At 35.3% G+C, this 17,904-nt stretch carries 19 protein-coding genes and 1 pseudogene; 16 read left to right on the top strand and 4 right to left on the bottom strand.

Annotation, left to right across the window (positions count from 1 at the left end):
• The first annotated feature begins 78 nt into the window (after nt 1-78).
• A complete protein-coding gene (locus AB8M93_RS04310; RefSeq protein WP_373056345.1) occupies nt 79-975 on the top strand; it encodes a hypothetical protein in 897 nt (298 codons plus the stop codon).
• Here AB8M93_RS04310 and AB8M93_RS04305 read toward each other — a convergent pair.
• Complete coding sequence (locus AB8M93_RS04305; protein WP_373056344.1) at nt 961-2,031, bottom strand: DNA methyltransferase; 1,071 nt, start codon at nt 2,029-2,031, stop codon at nt 961-963. The two genes, AB8M93_RS04310 and AB8M93_RS04305, sit on opposite strands and share 15 nt — an antisense overlap.
• 315 nt (nt 2,032-2,346) lie before the next feature.
• Between AB8M93_RS04305 and AB8M93_RS04300 the strand changes: the two genes are divergently transcribed.
• From AB8M93_RS04300 to AB8M93_RS04290, 3 genes are all read left to right on the top strand, one after another.
• Nucleotides 2,347-2,835, top strand: coding sequence for an RNA polymerase sigma factor (locus AB8M93_RS04300; protein ID WP_373056343.1), 489 nt, complete (start codon nt 2,347-2,349; stop codon nt 2,833-2,835).
• Between the two features lie 6 nt (nt 2,836-2,841).
• Nucleotides 2,842-3,435: a hypothetical protein gene (locus AB8M93_RS04295; RefSeq protein WP_373056342.1), complete on the top strand. Its 594-nt coding sequence runs from the start codon at nt 2,842-2,844 to the stop codon at nt 3,433-3,435.
• A 78-nt stretch (nt 3,436-3,513) separates the two neighbouring features.
• Nucleotides 3,514-4,917, top strand: coding sequence for an alpha/beta hydrolase family protein (locus AB8M93_RS04290; protein WP_373056341.1), 1,404 nt, complete (start codon nt 3,514-3,516; stop codon nt 4,915-4,917).
• A gap of 239 nt (nt 4,918-5,156) precedes the next feature.
• Here AB8M93_RS04290 and AB8M93_RS04285 read toward each other — a convergent pair whose 3' ends face one another.
• Together AB8M93_RS04285 and AB8M93_RS18755 are read right to left on the bottom strand one after the other, a co-directional pair.
• On the bottom strand, nt 5,157-5,513 hold the full coding sequence (locus AB8M93_RS04285; protein ID WP_241551312.1) for a hypothetical protein: 357 nt from the start codon (nt 5,511-5,513) through the stop codon (nt 5,157-5,159).
• Nucleotides 5,514-5,759: 246 nt separating this feature from the next.
• A pseudogene (locus AB8M93_RS18755) lies at nt 5,760-5,930 on the bottom strand (IS110 family transposase); the annotation flags it as partial.
• 383 nt (nt 5,931-6,313) lie between these two features.
• Here AB8M93_RS18755 and AB8M93_RS04280 point away from each other — a divergent pair.
• From AB8M93_RS04280 to AB8M93_RS04260, 5 genes are all read left to right on the top strand, one after another.
• Nucleotides 6,314-6,859 carry a DUF3347 domain-containing protein gene (locus tag AB8M93_RS04280; RefSeq protein ID WP_373056340.1) on the top strand — a complete coding sequence of 182 codons (546 nt, stop codon included), beginning with the start codon at nt 6,314-6,316 and terminating at the stop codon, nt 6,857-6,859.
• A 30-nt stretch (nt 6,860-6,889) separates the two neighbouring features.
• Complete coding sequence (locus tag AB8M93_RS04275) at nt 6,890-7,381, top strand: DUF305 domain-containing protein (protein ID WP_241551310.1); 492 nt, start codon at nt 6,890-6,892, stop codon at nt 7,379-7,381.
• Nucleotides 7,382-7,426: 45 nt separating this feature from the next.
• A complete protein-coding gene (locus tag AB8M93_RS04270; protein WP_373056339.1) occupies nt 7,427-9,817 on the top strand; it encodes a multicopper oxidase domain-containing protein in 2,391 nt (796 codons plus the stop codon).
• A 147-nt stretch (nt 9,818-9,964) separates the two neighbouring features.
• Complete coding sequence (locus tag AB8M93_RS04265) at nt 9,965-10,663, top strand: DUF2231 domain-containing protein (protein WP_241551308.1); 699 nt, start codon at nt 9,965-9,967, stop codon at nt 10,661-10,663.
• 433 nt (nt 10,664-11,096) lie between these two features.
• Complete coding sequence (locus AB8M93_RS04260) at nt 11,097-12,092, top strand: potassium channel family protein (protein WP_373056338.1); 996 nt, start codon at nt 11,097-11,099, stop codon at nt 12,090-12,092.
• A gap of 411 nt (nt 12,093-12,503) precedes the next feature.
• Here AB8M93_RS04260 and AB8M93_RS04255 read toward each other — a convergent pair whose 3' ends face one another.
• On the bottom strand, nt 12,504-12,887 hold the full coding sequence (locus AB8M93_RS04255) for a DUF302 domain-containing protein (protein ID WP_373056337.1): 384 nt from the start codon (nt 12,885-12,887) through the stop codon (nt 12,504-12,506).
• Nucleotides 12,888-13,032: 145 nt separating this feature from the next.
• On the opposite strand from AB8M93_RS04255, the gene AB8M93_RS04250 reads away from it, so the two are divergent.
• From AB8M93_RS04250 to AB8M93_RS04220, 7 genes are all read left to right on the top strand, one after another.
• Nucleotides 13,033-13,395: a hypothetical protein gene (locus tag AB8M93_RS04250; RefSeq protein WP_373056336.1), complete on the top strand. Its 363-nt coding sequence runs from the start codon at nt 13,033-13,035 to the stop codon at nt 13,393-13,395.
• A 62-nt stretch (nt 13,396-13,457) separates the two neighbouring features.
• Nucleotides 13,458-13,865: a DoxX family protein gene (locus tag AB8M93_RS04245; RefSeq protein WP_373056335.1), complete on the top strand. Its 408-nt coding sequence runs from the start codon at nt 13,458-13,460 to the stop codon at nt 13,863-13,865.
• Nucleotides 13,862-14,284, top strand: a complete 423-nt coding sequence (locus AB8M93_RS04240; protein WP_373056334.1) for a DsrE family protein — start codon at nt 13,862-13,864, stop codon at nt 14,282-14,284. The genes AB8M93_RS04245 and AB8M93_RS04240 overlap by 4 nt, the downstream gene beginning before the upstream one ends.
• Nucleotides 14,285-14,392: 108 nt before the next feature.
• Nucleotides 14,393-14,830, top strand: coding sequence for a DUF6769 family protein (locus tag AB8M93_RS04235; protein ID WP_373056333.1), 438 nt, complete (start codon nt 14,393-14,395; stop codon nt 14,828-14,830).
• A 73-nt stretch (nt 14,831-14,903) separates the two neighbouring features.
• Nucleotides 14,904-16,088: a TolC family protein gene (locus AB8M93_RS04230; RefSeq protein ID WP_373056332.1), complete on the top strand. Its 1,185-nt coding sequence runs from the start codon at nt 14,904-14,906 to the stop codon at nt 16,086-16,088.
• Between the two features lie 16 nt (nt 16,089-16,104).
• Complete coding sequence (locus tag AB8M93_RS04225; RefSeq protein WP_373056331.1) at nt 16,105-16,383, top strand: hypothetical protein; 279 nt, start codon at nt 16,105-16,107, stop codon at nt 16,381-16,383.
• 15 nt (nt 16,384-16,398) lie between these two features.
• Nucleotides 16,399-17,901: an efflux RND transporter periplasmic adaptor subunit gene (locus AB8M93_RS04220; RefSeq protein ID WP_373056330.1), complete on the top strand. Its 1,503-nt coding sequence runs from the start codon at nt 16,399-16,401 to the stop codon at nt 17,899-17,901.
• Nucleotides 17,902-17,904: the final 3 nt, after the last annotated feature.

The raw sequence follows: 17,904 nt of genomic DNA, 5'->3' as shown, positions 1-17,904 counted from the left end.
TATTAAAAATGTATATTTGGATGGATAAAGCTAATTATACGCCATTTTCAAAATTCTGCTATATTTACAAAAAAACTCTTGACAACACTTTCCGAAGATCTTAAAAGATCACATCATTCTTTAGAAGAATTCAAAAACCTAACAATTAGAATTGCATACCATAGGAACAATACAATTTCTTCTGAATTTGTAGATCATAGAGGATACCGAATTCAAAAATCAATTTCAGGAAATACAAAAAAATATCTACGTCCGGTAAAGATTGATTTGTTCATATGGGATCTTCAAGATTTTGAAAAGAAGTATAATGAATTCATTAATATAATCTCAAAAATTAAAAATGGAAAAAGAGAATTTAACGATCAGGAACACAATATTATAAATAGTGTTCTTTATACAATTCAACAATCTATTGGAATAGGATTAGACCTAGAGTTTACTCCGAATAGTGCCCGAAAACATGTAGGCAATAGATTTGAAGAATTAATAAGAGTTATTGTATCTGCATTAGGATTGAAGAATCGAAAAATGGTATTTAAAGTTCCTTATAAATCAGGAGGAAAACAACAAGTCTATAAAAGCGAGACAGATATTATAATCTCTTCAGGCGAAGTTAAATCAACTTCGAATAAGCTTGATCCAAATGAAATTGTGGTATCTATAAAAACAACTTCTAAAGATCGGATGGGAAAAATGTTTTTGGATAAGCTACTATTAAAAGAGATGTTTAAATTAGATAATGTTAAGGTAGTAGGAATTTTTCTTAATGATGTTCAAAGAAATAAAACTACTAAGACTAGTTTTACTATAGTTCCTGGTCAATTTATAGTTTATTCTAATTACATTGAACAAATGGAAGGTGTTTATTACTTAGATACTCCGGCAACAATAGAAAACAAACCACCTTTCAGTGAAATGATTCGACCATTTTCCGAATTTTTGATCACAGGAATTTGGGAATTATTTAGACCTTAATTTTTTCCTTCTTTCAGTTGATTGTTGTTCATCTTTAGCAGAAATAATTCTTTCTATATGTTGCTTATCACTAATTCGATTTTGAATCAAATTACAGTATTTTAAAGATAAATCATTACCGATCCATTTTCTTTTATAAGCCTCTGCTACGGCATATGTAGTTCCAGAACCACCAAAAGGATCTAGAATAGTACTATCAGTATTAGAAGATGAAAGAATGATTTTCCTCAACAATTCAACTGGCTTTTGGGTTGGATGTTTATGTCTCTCCCAAGACCCGTTAGATAAAGTTGGAATTTCAAACACATCTTTCGGTTTAGCTCCTTTGGGGTTTGGTTCCCAAACGTATTTCTTCTTAGAACCATTTGAATATTGGGAACTTTCAGATTGAGTCCTTTTTGGATATTTTAAAGTGTGCTGATTATAAGGTATTCTAGCCTCATCAATATTAAAAATATAATCTTTTGATTTCCTAAAGTGCAAGATACTTTCATGAGATCTTCCCCAGTCATTACCCAAATTGGCTTTATTTCTATAAAACCAAACTAACCATTTACATCCTTTAAATAAATGAGAAGCTGACCATTTTATGTCTGCCAATATTTCTGAAAAACCACAAATATAAAGTGAACCTTTATTTGATAATACCCTAAAGGCTTCATTTATCCAAGCCATGCTCCATTCAACATATTCTTTTTGAGAGGAAAATGTATCCCATTCAGCTTTTTTAATGTTATAGGGAGGATCTGCAAAAATTAAATCAACTGAACCTGTTTCAATATTTTTAAAAAAGTCTAAAACATCCTCATTAAATAACTTTCCATTTTTAGACTCAAATATTGGTTCAGAATAAATTTTGATTTCTGATTGAGCATAATCAATAGATCCATCTATTTCTTGTACTAGATCTTTAATTTGTTCTTCTGTATAAACTCGATAATTATTTATAGGATGTCTTGAACTAGGAAATTTCCCATTTTTATCCCATCTTCGAATTGTAGTGGGATTAACACCGAACTTATCGGCTACTTCACTGACAGTGTAATACTTATCCATAGCTTATACAAGGTTATACATCATTATACACAAAGCTAATTAAAATAAAATTTATAAAAAATTAAATTTTTGCTGTAACGGTATATAATATCAGTTCATAATCAATAAAATTAGTGGCAGCGTTAGGAAGAAAATAATTAACAGGACCCAAGAATTTAAACTTAAGCAGATAAATCTACGTCCCTTACTCCGCCAACTGAGCAAACCAAAACCGTTGCCAGCAATTACAAAAATGTCTTTAGATTAAAAAAAAATCCTCCAAAGTGTGATTTTTTCAAAACTTGATACACTAATAAGGAGAAGTTTAATTTTTAAATGAAGAAAAAAGAGCATTTTACAAGAGCAATTGCAGAGAATGAAGGCCTGATTTATAAAGTGACCCTGCTTTATACAGAGAATCTTCAGGACAGAGAAGATCTATATCAAGAGATTGTTTTTCAACTTTGGAAATCTTACGACAGCTTTAATGAATTTTCAAAACTAAGTACCTGGATGTACCGTGTGGCAATGAATACCGCAATCTATAATTTGAAAAAGAAGAAAAGAGCTATAGGCACTATTACTCTCGGTCCCATTGTGGAAAGAGTTGCCGTCCATAAGGATAATTCAGAAGAAGAAAAACTAAAACTGCTTAATGATCAAATTCAAAAATTAAACCTTTTGGAGAAAGGTATTATTCTACTCTATCTGGAAGGAAAGAGTCACGATGAAATTGCAGAAATAATTGGAATAACTAAAAGTAACGTTGGAACTAAGATTTCAAGGATCAAAGAAAAATTGAAATCTCGGCTGAACAAAAATTAAAATATTATGGAACTAGAAGAAATGAAAAATTTGTGGGAAGGAATGAGCGACAGAATCGAAAAACAGGAGCGACTTACTAAAAATCTTATTGGGAACGTAACTGAAGAAAAATACCATTCAAAACTAAAGAAGATCAAATACTCTGAAATTATAGGAACAATTATCTGTTATCTGGGAGCTATCTATTTAATTATGAATTTTATGAAAATAGATCCATTGGCAGAAAAAATCTTTGCGGTTATTGCCATTGGTTTACTCCTAACATTACCGATAATCTCTTTAAGCAGTTTGAATGGAATGCAGAAAGTAAAGATATCTTCAAAAACCTATCTAGACACTTTAAATGATTTTGGGAGGCGTAAGATCAGGTTTCAAAAGTTTCAAAAATTGAATGTTTCACTAGGACTATTTTTAATTTTAGTCGCCATTCCTGTACTTTCAGCAATAAAAGGTGTTGATCTTAGTGAAACCGAACATTTCTGGATTCTTACATTTCCAATTTCAATAATCGCTTTCTTAGGATTTGCATTTTGGGTATTGAGATCCTACAATAAATCTTTAGAAGCAACGGAGAAATTACTCTCTGAAATTAACAACTAAAAACCTAAATCAATACACGCATTTCTATCAGCTGAAATTTCATCAGAAGGATAGCTATGCCTTAAACTAAACATTATTATGAAAACACTTAAGGTCACTCTAGTAATTATTTTATCAATTTTTGTAAATAATCTATTTGCACAGAACATTGAAGGAATCTGGGAGGGAAAAATTGAAGTTCAGCCTGGAAAAATCATGCTATTTATATTCAAAATTTCTGAATCTAATAAAAGTCATTTTACCAAGTTAGATATTCCCAGACAGGGTTTAATGAATCTCCAACCAGCTTCCACCACGTTCCTCGATAATAACTTAATCATTAACGCCTCTAACCTGGGTTTTAAATTCGATGGAATGTTAAATGAAGAATCAGGCGAAATAAAAGGCACCTTTCAGGAAGGCTTGAATAGCGTTCCTTTAATTCTAATCAAAAAAATAAAAGCAGGCCAGGTAGAAACTCCGAAAAGGCCTCAGGAACCTTCAAAACCATATCCGTACCTGGTAGAAGAGGTGAAAATATATAATTCTGAAGATCATAATAGTCTGGCAGGAACACTTACCTTACCCAAATCATCAAACCAACATACGCCCGTGGTAATATTGATTTCTGGTAGTGGTCCACAAGATAGGGATGAATCTTATATGGGACATAAACCCTTTCTGGTCCTTGCCGATTATCTAACACGAAAAGGAATAGCGGTTTTAAGGTATGATGATAGAGGAGTCGGAGAATCCACTGGAAATTTTGAAAAAGCAACTACCGCCGACTTTTCTAATGATGTATTGAAAATCATTGAATTTTTAAAAAACAGAACCGATATTGACACTCATAATATTGGTTTAATAGGCCATAGCGAAGGCGCCATAATCGCACCAAAGGTTGCAAATAATTCAAAAAATGTGTCATTCATTGTTTTGTTAGCTGGAACAGGAGTTTTGGGTAAACAAGTCTCTCTGCAACAGGCTATAGATTACAGGAATTTTCCTGTACAGGATGAAGAAAAATACAGAGATTATATAGTAAAAGCTATTGATATTGCGGCTTCTGATAAAGATATTAACATAGTAAAAAATGAATTAAAATCTTTTTATCAGGATTCTGAAGTCTTAAATTCTATTTTACCTCAAAATATAAATAAAGATGAATTTATTGAAAACCTGGTAAAAAGCAGAACGAATCCCTGGATCCGATATTTTTACAACTACGATCCAGCAGAAGAAATTGCAAAAATTGGTATTCCTGCTTTGGCTTTATATGGAAGTAATGATACACAGGTACCTCCAAAATATAATATGCAGGCAGTTAAAGAAGCGTTGGAAGAAAGTAATTCTGAAAATTACGAAGTTGTTTTGATGCAAAATTTAAACCATTTGTTTCAGGAAAGTAAAACAGGACAAATTTCTGAATATCCAGAGATCGAACAAACTATAAGTCCGAAGGTTCTTGAAAAAATCAGTGGTTGGATTCTAGAAGAGATTTAATGATTCATACATTAGAATTTTAGAAAATTAGATACATTTTATATATCAAACAAACAATTTGAAAAATGCAACACCCGATAAAGGTTCATTACCATTGAAAGGCAGCGTTAGAAAGAAAGTAATTAACTTGGCCAACAAACCAATACTAAGCCGACAAATCCACGTCCCTTATTCCGCCAACTGGCGATAGCCGTGAACGGCAAGATATTTAATAGTAAATTGGGTTGTCATTATATAGTTTAATCACCCTCACTTAGTGAAAAGCTTCCATCACCATTAAAGGAAGAAAGAGTTATTTTCACTGACCAGATTCCCGAAGTTCCACTAGATGTTACACCCGAAAAAGAATCGGATTCCATCGCACCGCTTAAAGATCTATCTAAAACAACATTGCCATTTGAATCTTTAACCTCTATTTCAAATAATCCATTTCTTGAAGAAGTAATATCAGCATTATAATCGGCTGTGTTTAGAGAATTTTGCCAAAAAAATGTCCGTGTTGCACTACCACCGTTCCCAGTAAAATCACCATCAACATCTCCAAAAAAATCATCTCCATCATCGAAAAGAACTGTTCCGTTGACAGTTAATTCCACGGATTGAGTTGAACTATCGTCATCAGAACTACAACTAATATTTATTGCAAGTAAAGTTGAAAATAGAATTAAAAAAGCTGATTTGAAAATATTATTTTTAACATGAGTAGAAATTTAAAGCTTTAAACTAAAACGTTTATTATAAAACAATATTATTATTTTTAATCTGGAATTATTTAGATCTAAAGAAATACAATTTGTACAACAAAGAACTAAGGTAAAATCCAAGTACTTTTAAGCTAATTTCTACATATAATTTTCCTGGTAATAAGTTCCTGATTTAGCTATTGCAAATGCCTGTTTCAATAGTTTATTATCCACGGGTGTTAGTGCCAGTTTCTTACTCTTTCCTATCTCTTTGATTCGCTCATAGATCTCTCTATAAGCTCTATAAGACTTACAAGCAAAAAAGCTACAAGAATTTTTGGAAAAATATAAAAAGCACAAAAAGTATTTACACCGAAGAGGATGAAAATTCCCCCTCTTAACGAAATTTATATTAATAGATAATTAAGAAATATCTAATATAATTTTTAAAGGTTTTTTCAGTAAAATTAAAACTATTTGTGATCACCAATCTTTAATTTTGTTATCCTGTGATCTGTTAAATTTTAGATTATTTAAATTTAGTATGCTAAAAATCTTTCGGATGGTTAGATGTCGAGGGTTTTAGTTTTAGCTACTTGCAGTACATCAAATTAGATTTCAATAGTTTTTCAGATGGACCAGTAAACTTTTTTATTTGATACAAAAAAGGGAAATAATAAATAGTTTATAATTAAAACCAATCAATTAATATTATGAAATTTTCAATTAAAATTGGGCTAATCCCTCTGGCAATTTTGTTATTTATCTCTTGTGTAGATAATAAAGGGAAACAGTCAGTAGAAATCAATACCCCTGAAGAGGTTAAAAAAGCCGAGAATGAAACCGCAGATGTCGCAGACCAGGATTTTATTGATGGTATGACCGGTAAAATATGGCATAATTATCTGGAAATGAAAATAGCATTGACTAATAGCGATGCCGGTCAGGTTCAGGATGTTGCTAAAAGTATGGAAGAATCATTTACTCAGGAAAGAGCAGAAATGAAATCTTTAGTCGGAGAGATTGCTAGTACAGATGATCTTGAGAAACAGCGTGAGCTATTTTCACAATTTACTGAAAAAGCAGGGCCTATGTTTGAAGAAGCGCTTTCAGGTGGAACCATTTATAAGAAGTTCTGCCCTATGGCATTTAATAATCAGGGTGCCTACTGGTACGCCGATGTTTCTGAGATTAAGAACCCATATTTCGGTGAAAAAATGCTGAAATGTGGATCTGTAAGAAAAACCATTGAAAAGTAGTTTTTATCATACTAACCAATAACCAAAAAAATGAATTCAGAAGAGAACAATAATAAGAACATGAAAGGAAACAATTATGGCAAATTCTTTCTTATGTTGGGATTATCCTTTGTAGCTATGTATATCACAATGTATTTGAATACTTATGAATTTGACCATGTTTACTTTAGTCTAACCCGTTTTTACATGACCTGTTTAGGGATTGCCGCTATGGCCGTTATAATGCTATCCCTTATGTTGAACATGTACAACAATAAGAAAAAGAATATCGCCATTTATATAGGAAGCCTTGTACTATTTATAAGTGCCCTGGGTCTGGTAAGAGCGCAGAGACCCATTATTGGTGATGTTCTGTATATGAAGGCAATGATACCACACCATTCCATTGCTGTTTTAACCAGTAAAAGAGCTGATCTAAAAGATCCCGAGACTAAAAAACTGGCCGAAGAAATTATTGAAGCACAGAAAAGGGAGATCGCTCAAATGAAGAAAATAATATATCGTCTGGAAAATCAGGACTAATAAATAGAAGAGAGGGGATTCCCTCTCTTTTTTATCATATGCAAAATGAAAATGAAGAATTATATACTCTTACTCATAGTTTTAATAGGAATGACGGCACGAGCTCAGAGAGAGCTAGAGGCCTCGGTGGAAGGAAATGTGAATGAGCTTCCGGTACGAGAATACCATTTAACGATTAATCAGGAAAAAGTAAATAAAGCGGGTAAAGAAGTCATGGGGATGACGGTGAATGGAGGGATCCCCGGGCCCACCCTGGAATTTACCGAGGGAGAATATGCTGTGATCTATGTTGAAAATAAAATGGATGTGGAAACATCTATTCACTGGCATGGAATGTTGCTCCCTAATTATTTTGATGGAGTTCCTTATTTAACTACTCCGCCTATTAAGCCCGGCACTACTTTTAAGTATGAATTTGAGATAAAGCAAAATGGAACCTATTGGTATCACTCCCATACAATGTTGCAGGAACAAAGCGGTGTTTTTGGGTCTCTTTTAATTAATCCAAAGGAAAAAGAACTGGAGTATGATAAAGATCTGGTACTGGTATTATCAGACTGGACCAATGAAAAGCCAAAGGATGTTCTTAGATTTCTGAAAAGAGGAACTGAATGGTATAATATTAAAAAAGGTACTGCGACCCCGCTCAACCAGGTAATAAAGCGTGGAGCCTTTGGTGCCCAATTAGATTTTTGGAGACAACGTATGGAGGGCGCTGACATTGCAGATATATATTATCCCGCCTTCCTGATTAACGGAGAAGAAAAAATTGAATATCCTGAATTTAAACCTGGAGAAAAAATAAGGTTGCGAATTATTGATGGTTCAGCCTCTACTTCGTTCTGGATGACATTTGGAGGCGAGACGCCGACATTGGTTTCTGCTGATGGAAAAAATGTAGTTCCGGTGAAACGCAATAAAACCTTTATAGGGGTTGCCGAAACCTATGATTTTATTGTGGAGATTCCTGAAGACAGAAAGCTGGAGTTTAAAATAATGGCCCAGGACGGTTCAGGCACCGCTTCAGCATTTCTTGGACGGGGAGAAGTATTGCCTGCGCCAGAAGTCGCCCGGCCAGATAAGATTGGAATGATGCAGAAAATGGCAAAAATGAAGATGAAAATGGGTGCTCCGGCTTTGCAATCCCGGCCTAATCACCCCGAACCATATGAACTTAAGGAGAAATGGGGCATGCAGATGGATGATATGAACATGGAGGGAATGAATCATAGTGAAATGCAGATGGAAAATGAGACTAAGAAGATGCAAACGAACGACTCTAAGATGAATCATTCAACAATGCAGATGGCGAAAGATTCTTCAATGAAAAAAATGGATCATTCAATGAATCATTCTAATATGAAAAAGGAGAACGAACCTATGAGAATGGCAGGAATGGAAAAGGAGGGCATGAAGGGTATGGATATGTTTTCAGAATATAATTATGATTATTTGAAAGCTACTGAAAAAACCGATTTCAATGATAGTATACCGGTAAGGAATGTATTATTGAACCTTACAGGAAATATGAACCGATATATTTGGAGTTTAAACGGGGTGCCGCTTTCCGAAGCCGATAAAATAAAAATAGAGGGGGATGAGGTGACGCGAATAACATTTAATAACCTTACGATGATGCACCACCCAATGCATCTCCACGGGCATTTCTTTAGGGTGATCAATAAAAATGGTGAGTATTCTCCATTGAAGCACACGGTAAATGTGCCCCCAATGCAAGAGGTTACCATCGAATTTTATGGAAATGAATACGGCGACTGGTTTTTTCATTGTCATATTCTTTATCATATGGATGCCGGAATGGCCAGGATCGTAAGTTATGATACCCAAAGGAATGAACGTATGAAACCCTTCCCTGTAAGTAATTTGATAAGGGAAACAAATAAATTCTATACCTGGGGGATGCTGGATGCAGCGTCACATATGACAGAGTTGAATGTGGTAAGCTCTAATATTAGGAATCAATTTACAGCATTGGCAGAATATGGTTGGAATGAGAACCTGGAGGCTGAATTTTCTTATGAATATTATATCAATGACTGGGTGCGACTATTTGGAGGGATTAATGTTGAGAATGAAATGGAGAACAGTATGGACGAGCTTAGTACCACTGCCATTGGAGGAATAAGATATTTTACTCCCTATATGTTTCAAATGGATGTGAGACTGGATAGTAAATTAAGACCACAAATAAGCCTGGCCCGGGAGATTATGATCTTTCCAAGATTAGCCGTTTTCGGGGAGTATGAATTTCAGGCAGATTTTGGCTGGGTAGACGAACTTGAACCCGGGAAAGATTTTGAAAATGAGCAAACCTGGAGCGCAGGCCTGGAGTATTTCTTAAGTAAAAACTTTTCATTAATGGGTAGCTATGATAATCGTTTTGGTGCCGGAGGTGGATTATCTCTACGGTTTTAGCCAAAGTTTCAGGGGAATATCTATTGATGATGAACCTGCAGGGTCTTTTGGAATAGGACAGTATTTTGATTATTTAATTTAATTGGTTGAAAAATAGAATGTTTGTTTCAATAAGATCCTGCTCTTTAATTTTAAAAAATACTTAATATGAAAAATCGTATCTTTTTAATTCTATTAGTGCTGAATATTAGCTTAATTTCTGCACAGCATAGTCACGATGAAAATACGGCACACGATTATGACAGTATAACTAGTTCTTCAATTTCAAAGGAGACTGAAACACAGGTTGAACAACATGGAGAGGCTGATGAAGCTATAACCCCGGAGCTTTCGGGTCTTGACCAGGAAGTAAAGGCTAGTTTAGATTCTTTCCCTAACCTACATCCTCTAATCGTACACTTTCCAATAGTACTACTTCTATTAGGAGCAATTTTACAGCTTATTCAGTTGTTTGTGATTAAACGAAATTTGGACTGGGTAATTTTGCTGTGTACAGGAGTTGGATTTATTGGAGCCTACATCGCTGGAGTATATGCCCATCCACATGCTCATGATCTTACAGAAACAGCAAAGAAAGTATTAGAGCAACATGATATCTATGCAGAGTGGACGATTTATTCAAGTGCCCTTGCTTCAATATTAAAGCTAGGTAGTCTTTTTCTTATAAAAAGGAATAGAATTTTCGAAATAGTTACGGCATTGGTTCTGGTTTTTTCGGCTTATTCTGTATCTGAAGCGGGACATTACGGAGCACAATTAGTTTATCTTGAAGGTGTGGGACCACAGGGAAAATTTCTTGAATCAAAATCAGCGCCCGGTGAAACCAGTGAAGGACATTCTCATTAAAATAAAAGTATGATAAGAATATAATTATAAGTTTTTTGATGCTTCCCATTAGGAAACCAGGTATGTGGCGGGTATTTTTTATTAATTTCAATCTATTTGTTCCGGATAATAGATTACATACAGAATTCCGATAATATTTTGCGGAACTATCCAATCCATGGGAGATTTACCAATTAAATGGAAAAAGCAATGTCATTTACTCCAAGAAACTTTTTTCTTAATTAGATACAAAAAGAGATTATTTATTAAAGAGTAGCTATCCTCAATAAAAAGAGGCCTTTTAGTACTGAATAATCTTATGAGAGTGCCGGTGGGGTGGCCAATTTAATAGTTTGAATATGACCTATAAGGACAGAAATACTTTAGATTTTTCAATTACCATTAAGATAATTTTTCTGTCTGTTATTAATATATCAAAGAAATATTACCAAATATGGATTTTTATTTTATTGTAGGCGTAATCCTATACTTTGCAATAGTTCTAGATATACTACAAACCACCTTATCTATGCAAGGTGGTGGTTGGATTACTAGCAAATTTTCACATCATTTCTGGAAATTTTTTCTTGCGATTTCGGGCAGGAACGGAAAATCAAAAGTCCTGGCCCACACCGGATATTTTCTGCTAATATCTATTGTTTTAATTTGGGTACTAATTTTATGGGCAAGTCTGATTCTAATTCTTTCAGCTTATCCAGGATCTATTTTAGATAGTACTACGCAAATGCCGACTAATATTTGGCAGAAGGTCTACTATAGTGGATTTACAATATCTACGTTGGGAATGGGTGATTTTGTTCCTTCAACAAATGTATGGAGAATAATTACCAGTATATATTCATTCACAGGACTAATCCTTCTCACCATGTCTGTAACTTATTTCATTCCTGTATTATCTGCGGTTATAGATCAACGTAAACTTGGAATTAAACTAAGCACTCTAGGCAGCAGTCCAGAAGAAATAGTGATTAACGGTTGGAATGGCAAGGATTTTAATTGCCTGCTTCGTAAAATAGACAACATATCAGATTTAATTATTAAATACAGTCAGCAGCATCGTGCCTATCCTGTAATCCATTATTTTCATAATGTAAAAGAGAAAAATGCAATTATTCTTCAATTGGCAAAGTTATACGAAGCACTATCAATTCTATCAGTTCACGTCAAAGAAGAAATCAAACCAGAGGAAAATGATTTAAAGCCTTTGGTAATTGCTTTCGAAAATTATTTTGAAGTTCTTGCTGAAGTCACACATATAAGTACTGGCAAATCTGTGCCCCCATTACCAGGTAGAAATAAGCTTATTGAAAAACAGCTAGTACTGGATTTACAGAATTATGACTTTTCTGAGGATATTAATCTGAATAGGAAAATTTTTAAAACACTCGTTCATCAGGACGGGTGGGATTGGAAGCAGGTAGTTACATAGAATTCTTAATTGTACTGCACCAATTGGTATTTGAGTGGGTGAATAGATACCGAAACCTATAATAAAATTGTGACACATAGTTTAATAAACTAATTCTAGAGACTAAATTTTACAATTGATAACATAATCAATTATTAAAAGAAAGCCAGCCTATTGCAGAATAGCTTGAAAAAGAATGACTAAGGTCAGGTAGGATTATAAAAATTTGGTGGTAGAAAAACTGTAGGTTTTTCGAATAAGGATTAATAAAGCGCATTTTCATAATTTTCTTTGAGAAAATATACGTTCTTTAAAATCTATGAAAAAGGTTGGGAACCATAAGGCTGGCTAATGCAATAGGTTGGTTTCTAACTTTCCGAATAATTTTGGTTCTGGATTTCTTTTTTGGTTGGCTTTTTTATAATTAAAAGTTTAAACCCTGTCTATCACTTGTTTTAGCTTATCTCCAATTTCTGTAGCTATCTTTTCTAAATCGTTGTTTTGGACAGCCTGCATCGATGCCATCGGATTTACTGCGGCAACTTTTTTTCCCTTTTCCAATTCCTGAACTATTACATTACATGGTAACATAGTACCTATCTTATCTTCAGCCTGCAAAGCTTTGTGAGCATAAGGGGCATTACATGCTCCCAGGATACGATAGTTTTTAAAATCAACATCTAGTTTTTTCTTAAGGGTTTCCGTAACGTTTATTTCTGTTAAAACTCCAAAACCTTCTTTTTCCAGTTCGTTGGTTACTTTTTGAATTACTTCTTCAAACTCTCCTGTGATCGTCTTATCAAAATAATATTTCATAACTCTTATTTTTAATGATTTTCCATAAAGATAAGGTTATATGAAAGGATCTTCAGTAACGATTGTTACATAAGCTGAAGACATCTCTTTTATGTAACAAAGGTTACATGGCGTAGATATCATTTCTTATATATTTGAAATTCTTATGCTAATAAAACAATATATAGCGATAACTATGCTGGTGGTTTTTTCCGGAAAACTTATCACCATAGATTCTGAATTATTTAGTTTGATACTTAAGACTAATGAGATTGTACTATTAAATCCTATTTGTGAGAAGAAAAGTGACGATATGAAGAAATTGGGCTACCAATTTAAAGCTTCTTCCCAGGTGCATGTATTGAAACTAGCCAGGATCTGTTCTAATAATTATCAACAGCCTGCAGGAAAAGATATTCCTGAAGTTTCATACTCTGTAGATAAGCGATTCAAGTATCGAAAACTTCAAAAAAGTAATGACCACTCTAAAAAATTATACCCGCCTCCTAAATATTCAATAGTGATTTGACTAGAACTGGTTTAGATATACGTCATGCTAAACCAATTTATACACCTAAACTATTGAAATTAATGAAAGCAAAAATTTCTGTATCCTATAGATCGGTACAGCTATTTCGCATATTACTTAGCGGAATATTTTTAGTAGCGAGCTTTAACCATATATTAAATCTTGAAAAGACATTAAACCGAATTGATCAGGCAAGGTTTAAAGGGATTGCCTACTTTTTTGGGAATCCGGAGTACCTGGTGATCATATCGGGAATAGTAATGATGATTGCAGGGTTTTTTCTTCTGATTGGTTTTAAAACCCGCTGGGCCGCGATAGCTCTGGCTGCTGTTATTATACCAATTACATTAACCGTCCAGGTTGGACAGATTCACACTTTAGGACCTCTTTTTAAAAATATAGCAATCGTAGGAGGTCTCCTGTTTTTTATATTAAACGATATTCAAACTTTTAAAAAAGAAAAATTATGAAAAAGCTAATTTTAGGATTATTTATCCTTACACTAACATTCACAAATGTATTAAACGCGCAAACCTCCAAACAGGATCACCACTCACATAATTATGTGGTGCTCACTAAAAAAATCCCCCAACTCCAGCCTATAATATTAACGGCTGAAGCCCTGGCGGAAGAAGATGGAAAAAGTTTTGGCGATTTTCAGGCGATCATCTGCGGAAAAACTGTTGAAGATCTCACTGATAAGGAAATGATGAAAAAATTTATTGAAAAAGCTCAAAAAGCCCATGTAAAAATTGTGGTGTGTGGGTTTTCTCTGAAAAAATTCAAAGTCAGTAAAGAATATATTCCTGAAGAACTTGAAGTCGTAGACAATGGCATCTTGCATGATTTTCAACTTCAAAAGAAAGGCTATTTGAGCATAGAGCTTTAATAGTTAGAATATTTAATTAGTTGAAGTATAAACCATAAGGGCCAAGGTTCTTATGGTTTATTTTATTATTTATCGATTCTCTGCTATAAATTGCTATTTTTGTAATCTGTGCAAATAAAAAATCAAATAAAAGCCTTATTTCTTCTCAGCATTTTTATGCTGATGTCCTTTCATCAGGTCATACCTCATGCACATCACGAACATGAGGAGAAGAAAGAGGAGATTGCGCATCATCATTCAGGTGAAAATCATCAGCACCAGGATAAGAACGAAGAGAATAAATCAGGAGGTTTTCTATCCTATCTATTAGCAATTCACTCTCATACCTCTACTTCCAGTGAGATTCTCGTTCTAAAAGAACATTCGGAAAATTTCAAATTTCAAAAGACAGAAATTAAACAGAAAACCGATCAGGAATTTTATAATGTGGATTGGGTGTTAACCGATCAGGAATCACAGAGGTTAAAAATTTATCAACCTCCCAACCATTATTTCAATCCCTATTTATCGTTACTCTCGCTTCGGGGACCGCCCCAATTAGTTTAATCACTAAGTCGTGCCGTTGTTTTTTAACAGCAGGCAGCCCCTTGTTTTATAGATTAAACTAAAATCAAAATTTATGTACAGATATATAGTTTCCGCTATTTGCGGAATCCTTATCTCTATTGGCTCTTTTGCTCAAAGTCCCGGAGTAAAAGGTATTCTGAATGAAATAAGCCGGAATAACAGGCAGCTCAAGGCTTACGAGTCATACATGGCCAGTCAGACCCTTAGCAACAAGACAGATAACAACCTGCAGGATCCTGAGGTTTCAGCCTTCTACCTTCCGTTTGGAGAGCATGAGACCGGTAATTATTCAGAGTATCAAATTTCACAGCGCTTTGAATTCCCCAGCGTTTACAGTGCTAGGAGCAAAAGGATAGAAAGGCAGAAAGAACTACTTGAATTTGAGTATAATGCCATGCGGCAGGAAATACTTTTAAATGCTAAAAAACAGCTTTTGGAGCTACAAATTTTGCAGAAGCGAAAGAAGCTGGAGCAGGAGAGAGTTGAGCAGGCCAAACAGGTTTATGATCAGATTCGGCGTTTATTTGATGCGGAACAGATCGGTATTTTGGAACTCAATAAATCTAAAATAGCCTGGTTGCAGGAACAGTTTGAAATAGACCAGATTGAATTCCAGATCAGGAATACGCTTTTAGATCTGCAGAACTTAAATGGTGGAAATGCTGTTAATATAGATCAGATCCAGTTGATGGAAGATTCTGAAATAGCACCTATGGAGACGCTATGGGAAGAAAAACTTTCCGCAGACGCGGTGGTTCAGCAATTAACTGCCCGTGAAGCTTTGGCTGAGCAGCAGGTAAAACTGGAAAAGAATAAGATCCTTCCCGACCTAAGCATAGGCTATAATTATCAGGGAGTGAATTCCAGTAATTATTCCGGGTTCTTAGGCGGCCTCTCAATTCCTCTGTGGAATAGTAATAATAAAGTGAAGGCAGCTAAAGCAAATCTGGAGTTTACCCAGGCCAATACGGGTGTCGAAACCGCGGAACTTTACACCCGCTTCCAAGAGAACTATCAGCAATATCAATTATTAAAAAGAAAATTTGAGGAATATGAGGAGACTTTCAAGGATCTTAATTCCGAAGAACTTTTATTTAAAGCCTACGAGCTTGGTGAACTTTCCTTTCTGGATTATTACCGGGAAGTTGAATTCTACAGGCAGGCTTACAATAAGAAGCTGGAAATGGAGAAAGAACTCCTCCAGCTAAAAGCAACACTATTAAAACATCAATTATAATTAAAAATTTAAAAATATGAATTTCAAGAATTTATTTTTCGCAACCCTGTTAATATTCAGTTTTTCAGCTTGTAGAGAAACCGCTAATGAAGACCACGGTCATGAACATGAAGAAGGCACCGAAGCTCATGCAGCGGAGGAAGAGCATGGGCATGCTCATGATGAGGATGGTAATCACATGAACGAAGATCATTTGGAGCAGGAAGAATTTAAAGTAGGTGAGGATTCATTGGAAATGCATGAAGAATCTGATCATCATACGCATGATGATGGAACCGAGCATGAAGATCATTAAAAATAGAAATTTAACATGAAATATATTTATATAACATGCATCGCACTTTTTCTTTTTTCCTGCGGAAATAACGAGGAAGCAGAACACGCGCATGATGCAGAAGGAAACCATGTAGGCTCTGAAGTTCCTGCGATTAGTAAAACCATCTGGACAGACCAAACAGAACTTTTCGTGGAATTTCCGGCTTTGGTGGAAGGTAGAACCAGCAAATTTGCAGCTCATTTTACGGTGTTGGACAAACATCAACCTGTTCGTAAAGGTTCAGTAACGGTGAGCCTTATTACGGGAGAAAGCGGAATTCGCCATAAGGTGGATGCCCCTTCATCCCCAGGAATTTTTTCACCCGCTTTACAGCCGAAAGCGCCTGGAACCTATGATCTGGTCTTTGATCTGAAAACTCCTGAGTATTCAGATAGGATCGTGATCGAAGATGTACAGGTTTATGCTTCTGCAGAAGAAGCTTCAAAGAATGTAGCGGAAGCAGAAGAAGGCGGCATCAGCTTTTTAAAGGAGCAGGCCTGGAAAATCGATTTTCAGACGGAACCTGTCACACAGGGAGAAGTGTATGATGTTGTTCATACTTCCGGAATTTGGCAAGCTGCCCCGGGAACTTATAAGACCCTGGCGGCAGGAGCTAATGGAATGGTGAATTTTGTTTCAGAAAACCTTACAGAAGGCACCGAGGTGAAAAGAGGACAATTATTGATGAACCTGAGCAGTGAAGGACTTTCTTCCAATAATGTACAGGCAGAGATCGCCCAGGCTAAAGCTAGGTATGATCAGGCTAAAGCGGAATATGAACGGAAGAAAGAACTCTACCAGGATAAGATCGTTCCCAAGGCGGAATTCGAAAAGGTGGAAAGCGATTTTCGCGTATCCGAAGCGAATTACCGGGCGCTTGGCTCCAATTACGGCGCAGGCGGAAAGCAAATTAGAGCTCCCTTCGACGGATTTATTAAATCCATCAGTACCTCTAACGGAAATTATGTAGAGCAGGGAGCGAACCTAGTCACCATTGGAACCGATAAATCACGATTACTGAGAACTCAATTAAGTGCCTCTCACAATCCAACTAAAGAATCCATTGCCAATGTTTGGTATAAGACTGATAATGGGGACTGGAAAGAAGTGGAAGGTTCAGATAGCTCAATAATTTCGGTAGGCAAGGAAGTGGAAGACCGTAAACCTATGATCCCGGTATTTGTCAAAGTAAATGATGTAGTTGAAATGCCTGAAGGTAGTTTTACTGAAGTCCAGATTGCTCTGGGTGAAGCTGAAAATGGAATTGTAGTTCCTGAAGCAGCTTTACTGGAAGATTATGGAAATTATTCTGTGATCGTACAAACTGGTGGCGAGAGTTTCGAAAGAAGACCTGTAAAGATCGGGAAGCGAAATGGTAAACACGCGCAGGTTCTTAGCGGACTTGAAGCTGGAGAAGTTGTGGTAACCACAGGTTTTTACCAGGTCAAAATGGCTTCTATGTCCGGTACAACTCCTGCACACGGCCATGATCATTAATCC

Origin of the sequence: Autumnicola aciditolerans, assembly GCF_041679265.1 — a bacterium.
Taxonomy (GTDB): Bacteria; Bacteroidota; Bacteroidia; order Flavobacteriales; family Flavobacteriaceae; genus Autumnicola.
The sequence above is the reverse complement of the archived record's forward strand: the minus strand, read 5'-3'. Positions and strand labels throughout refer to the sequence as shown.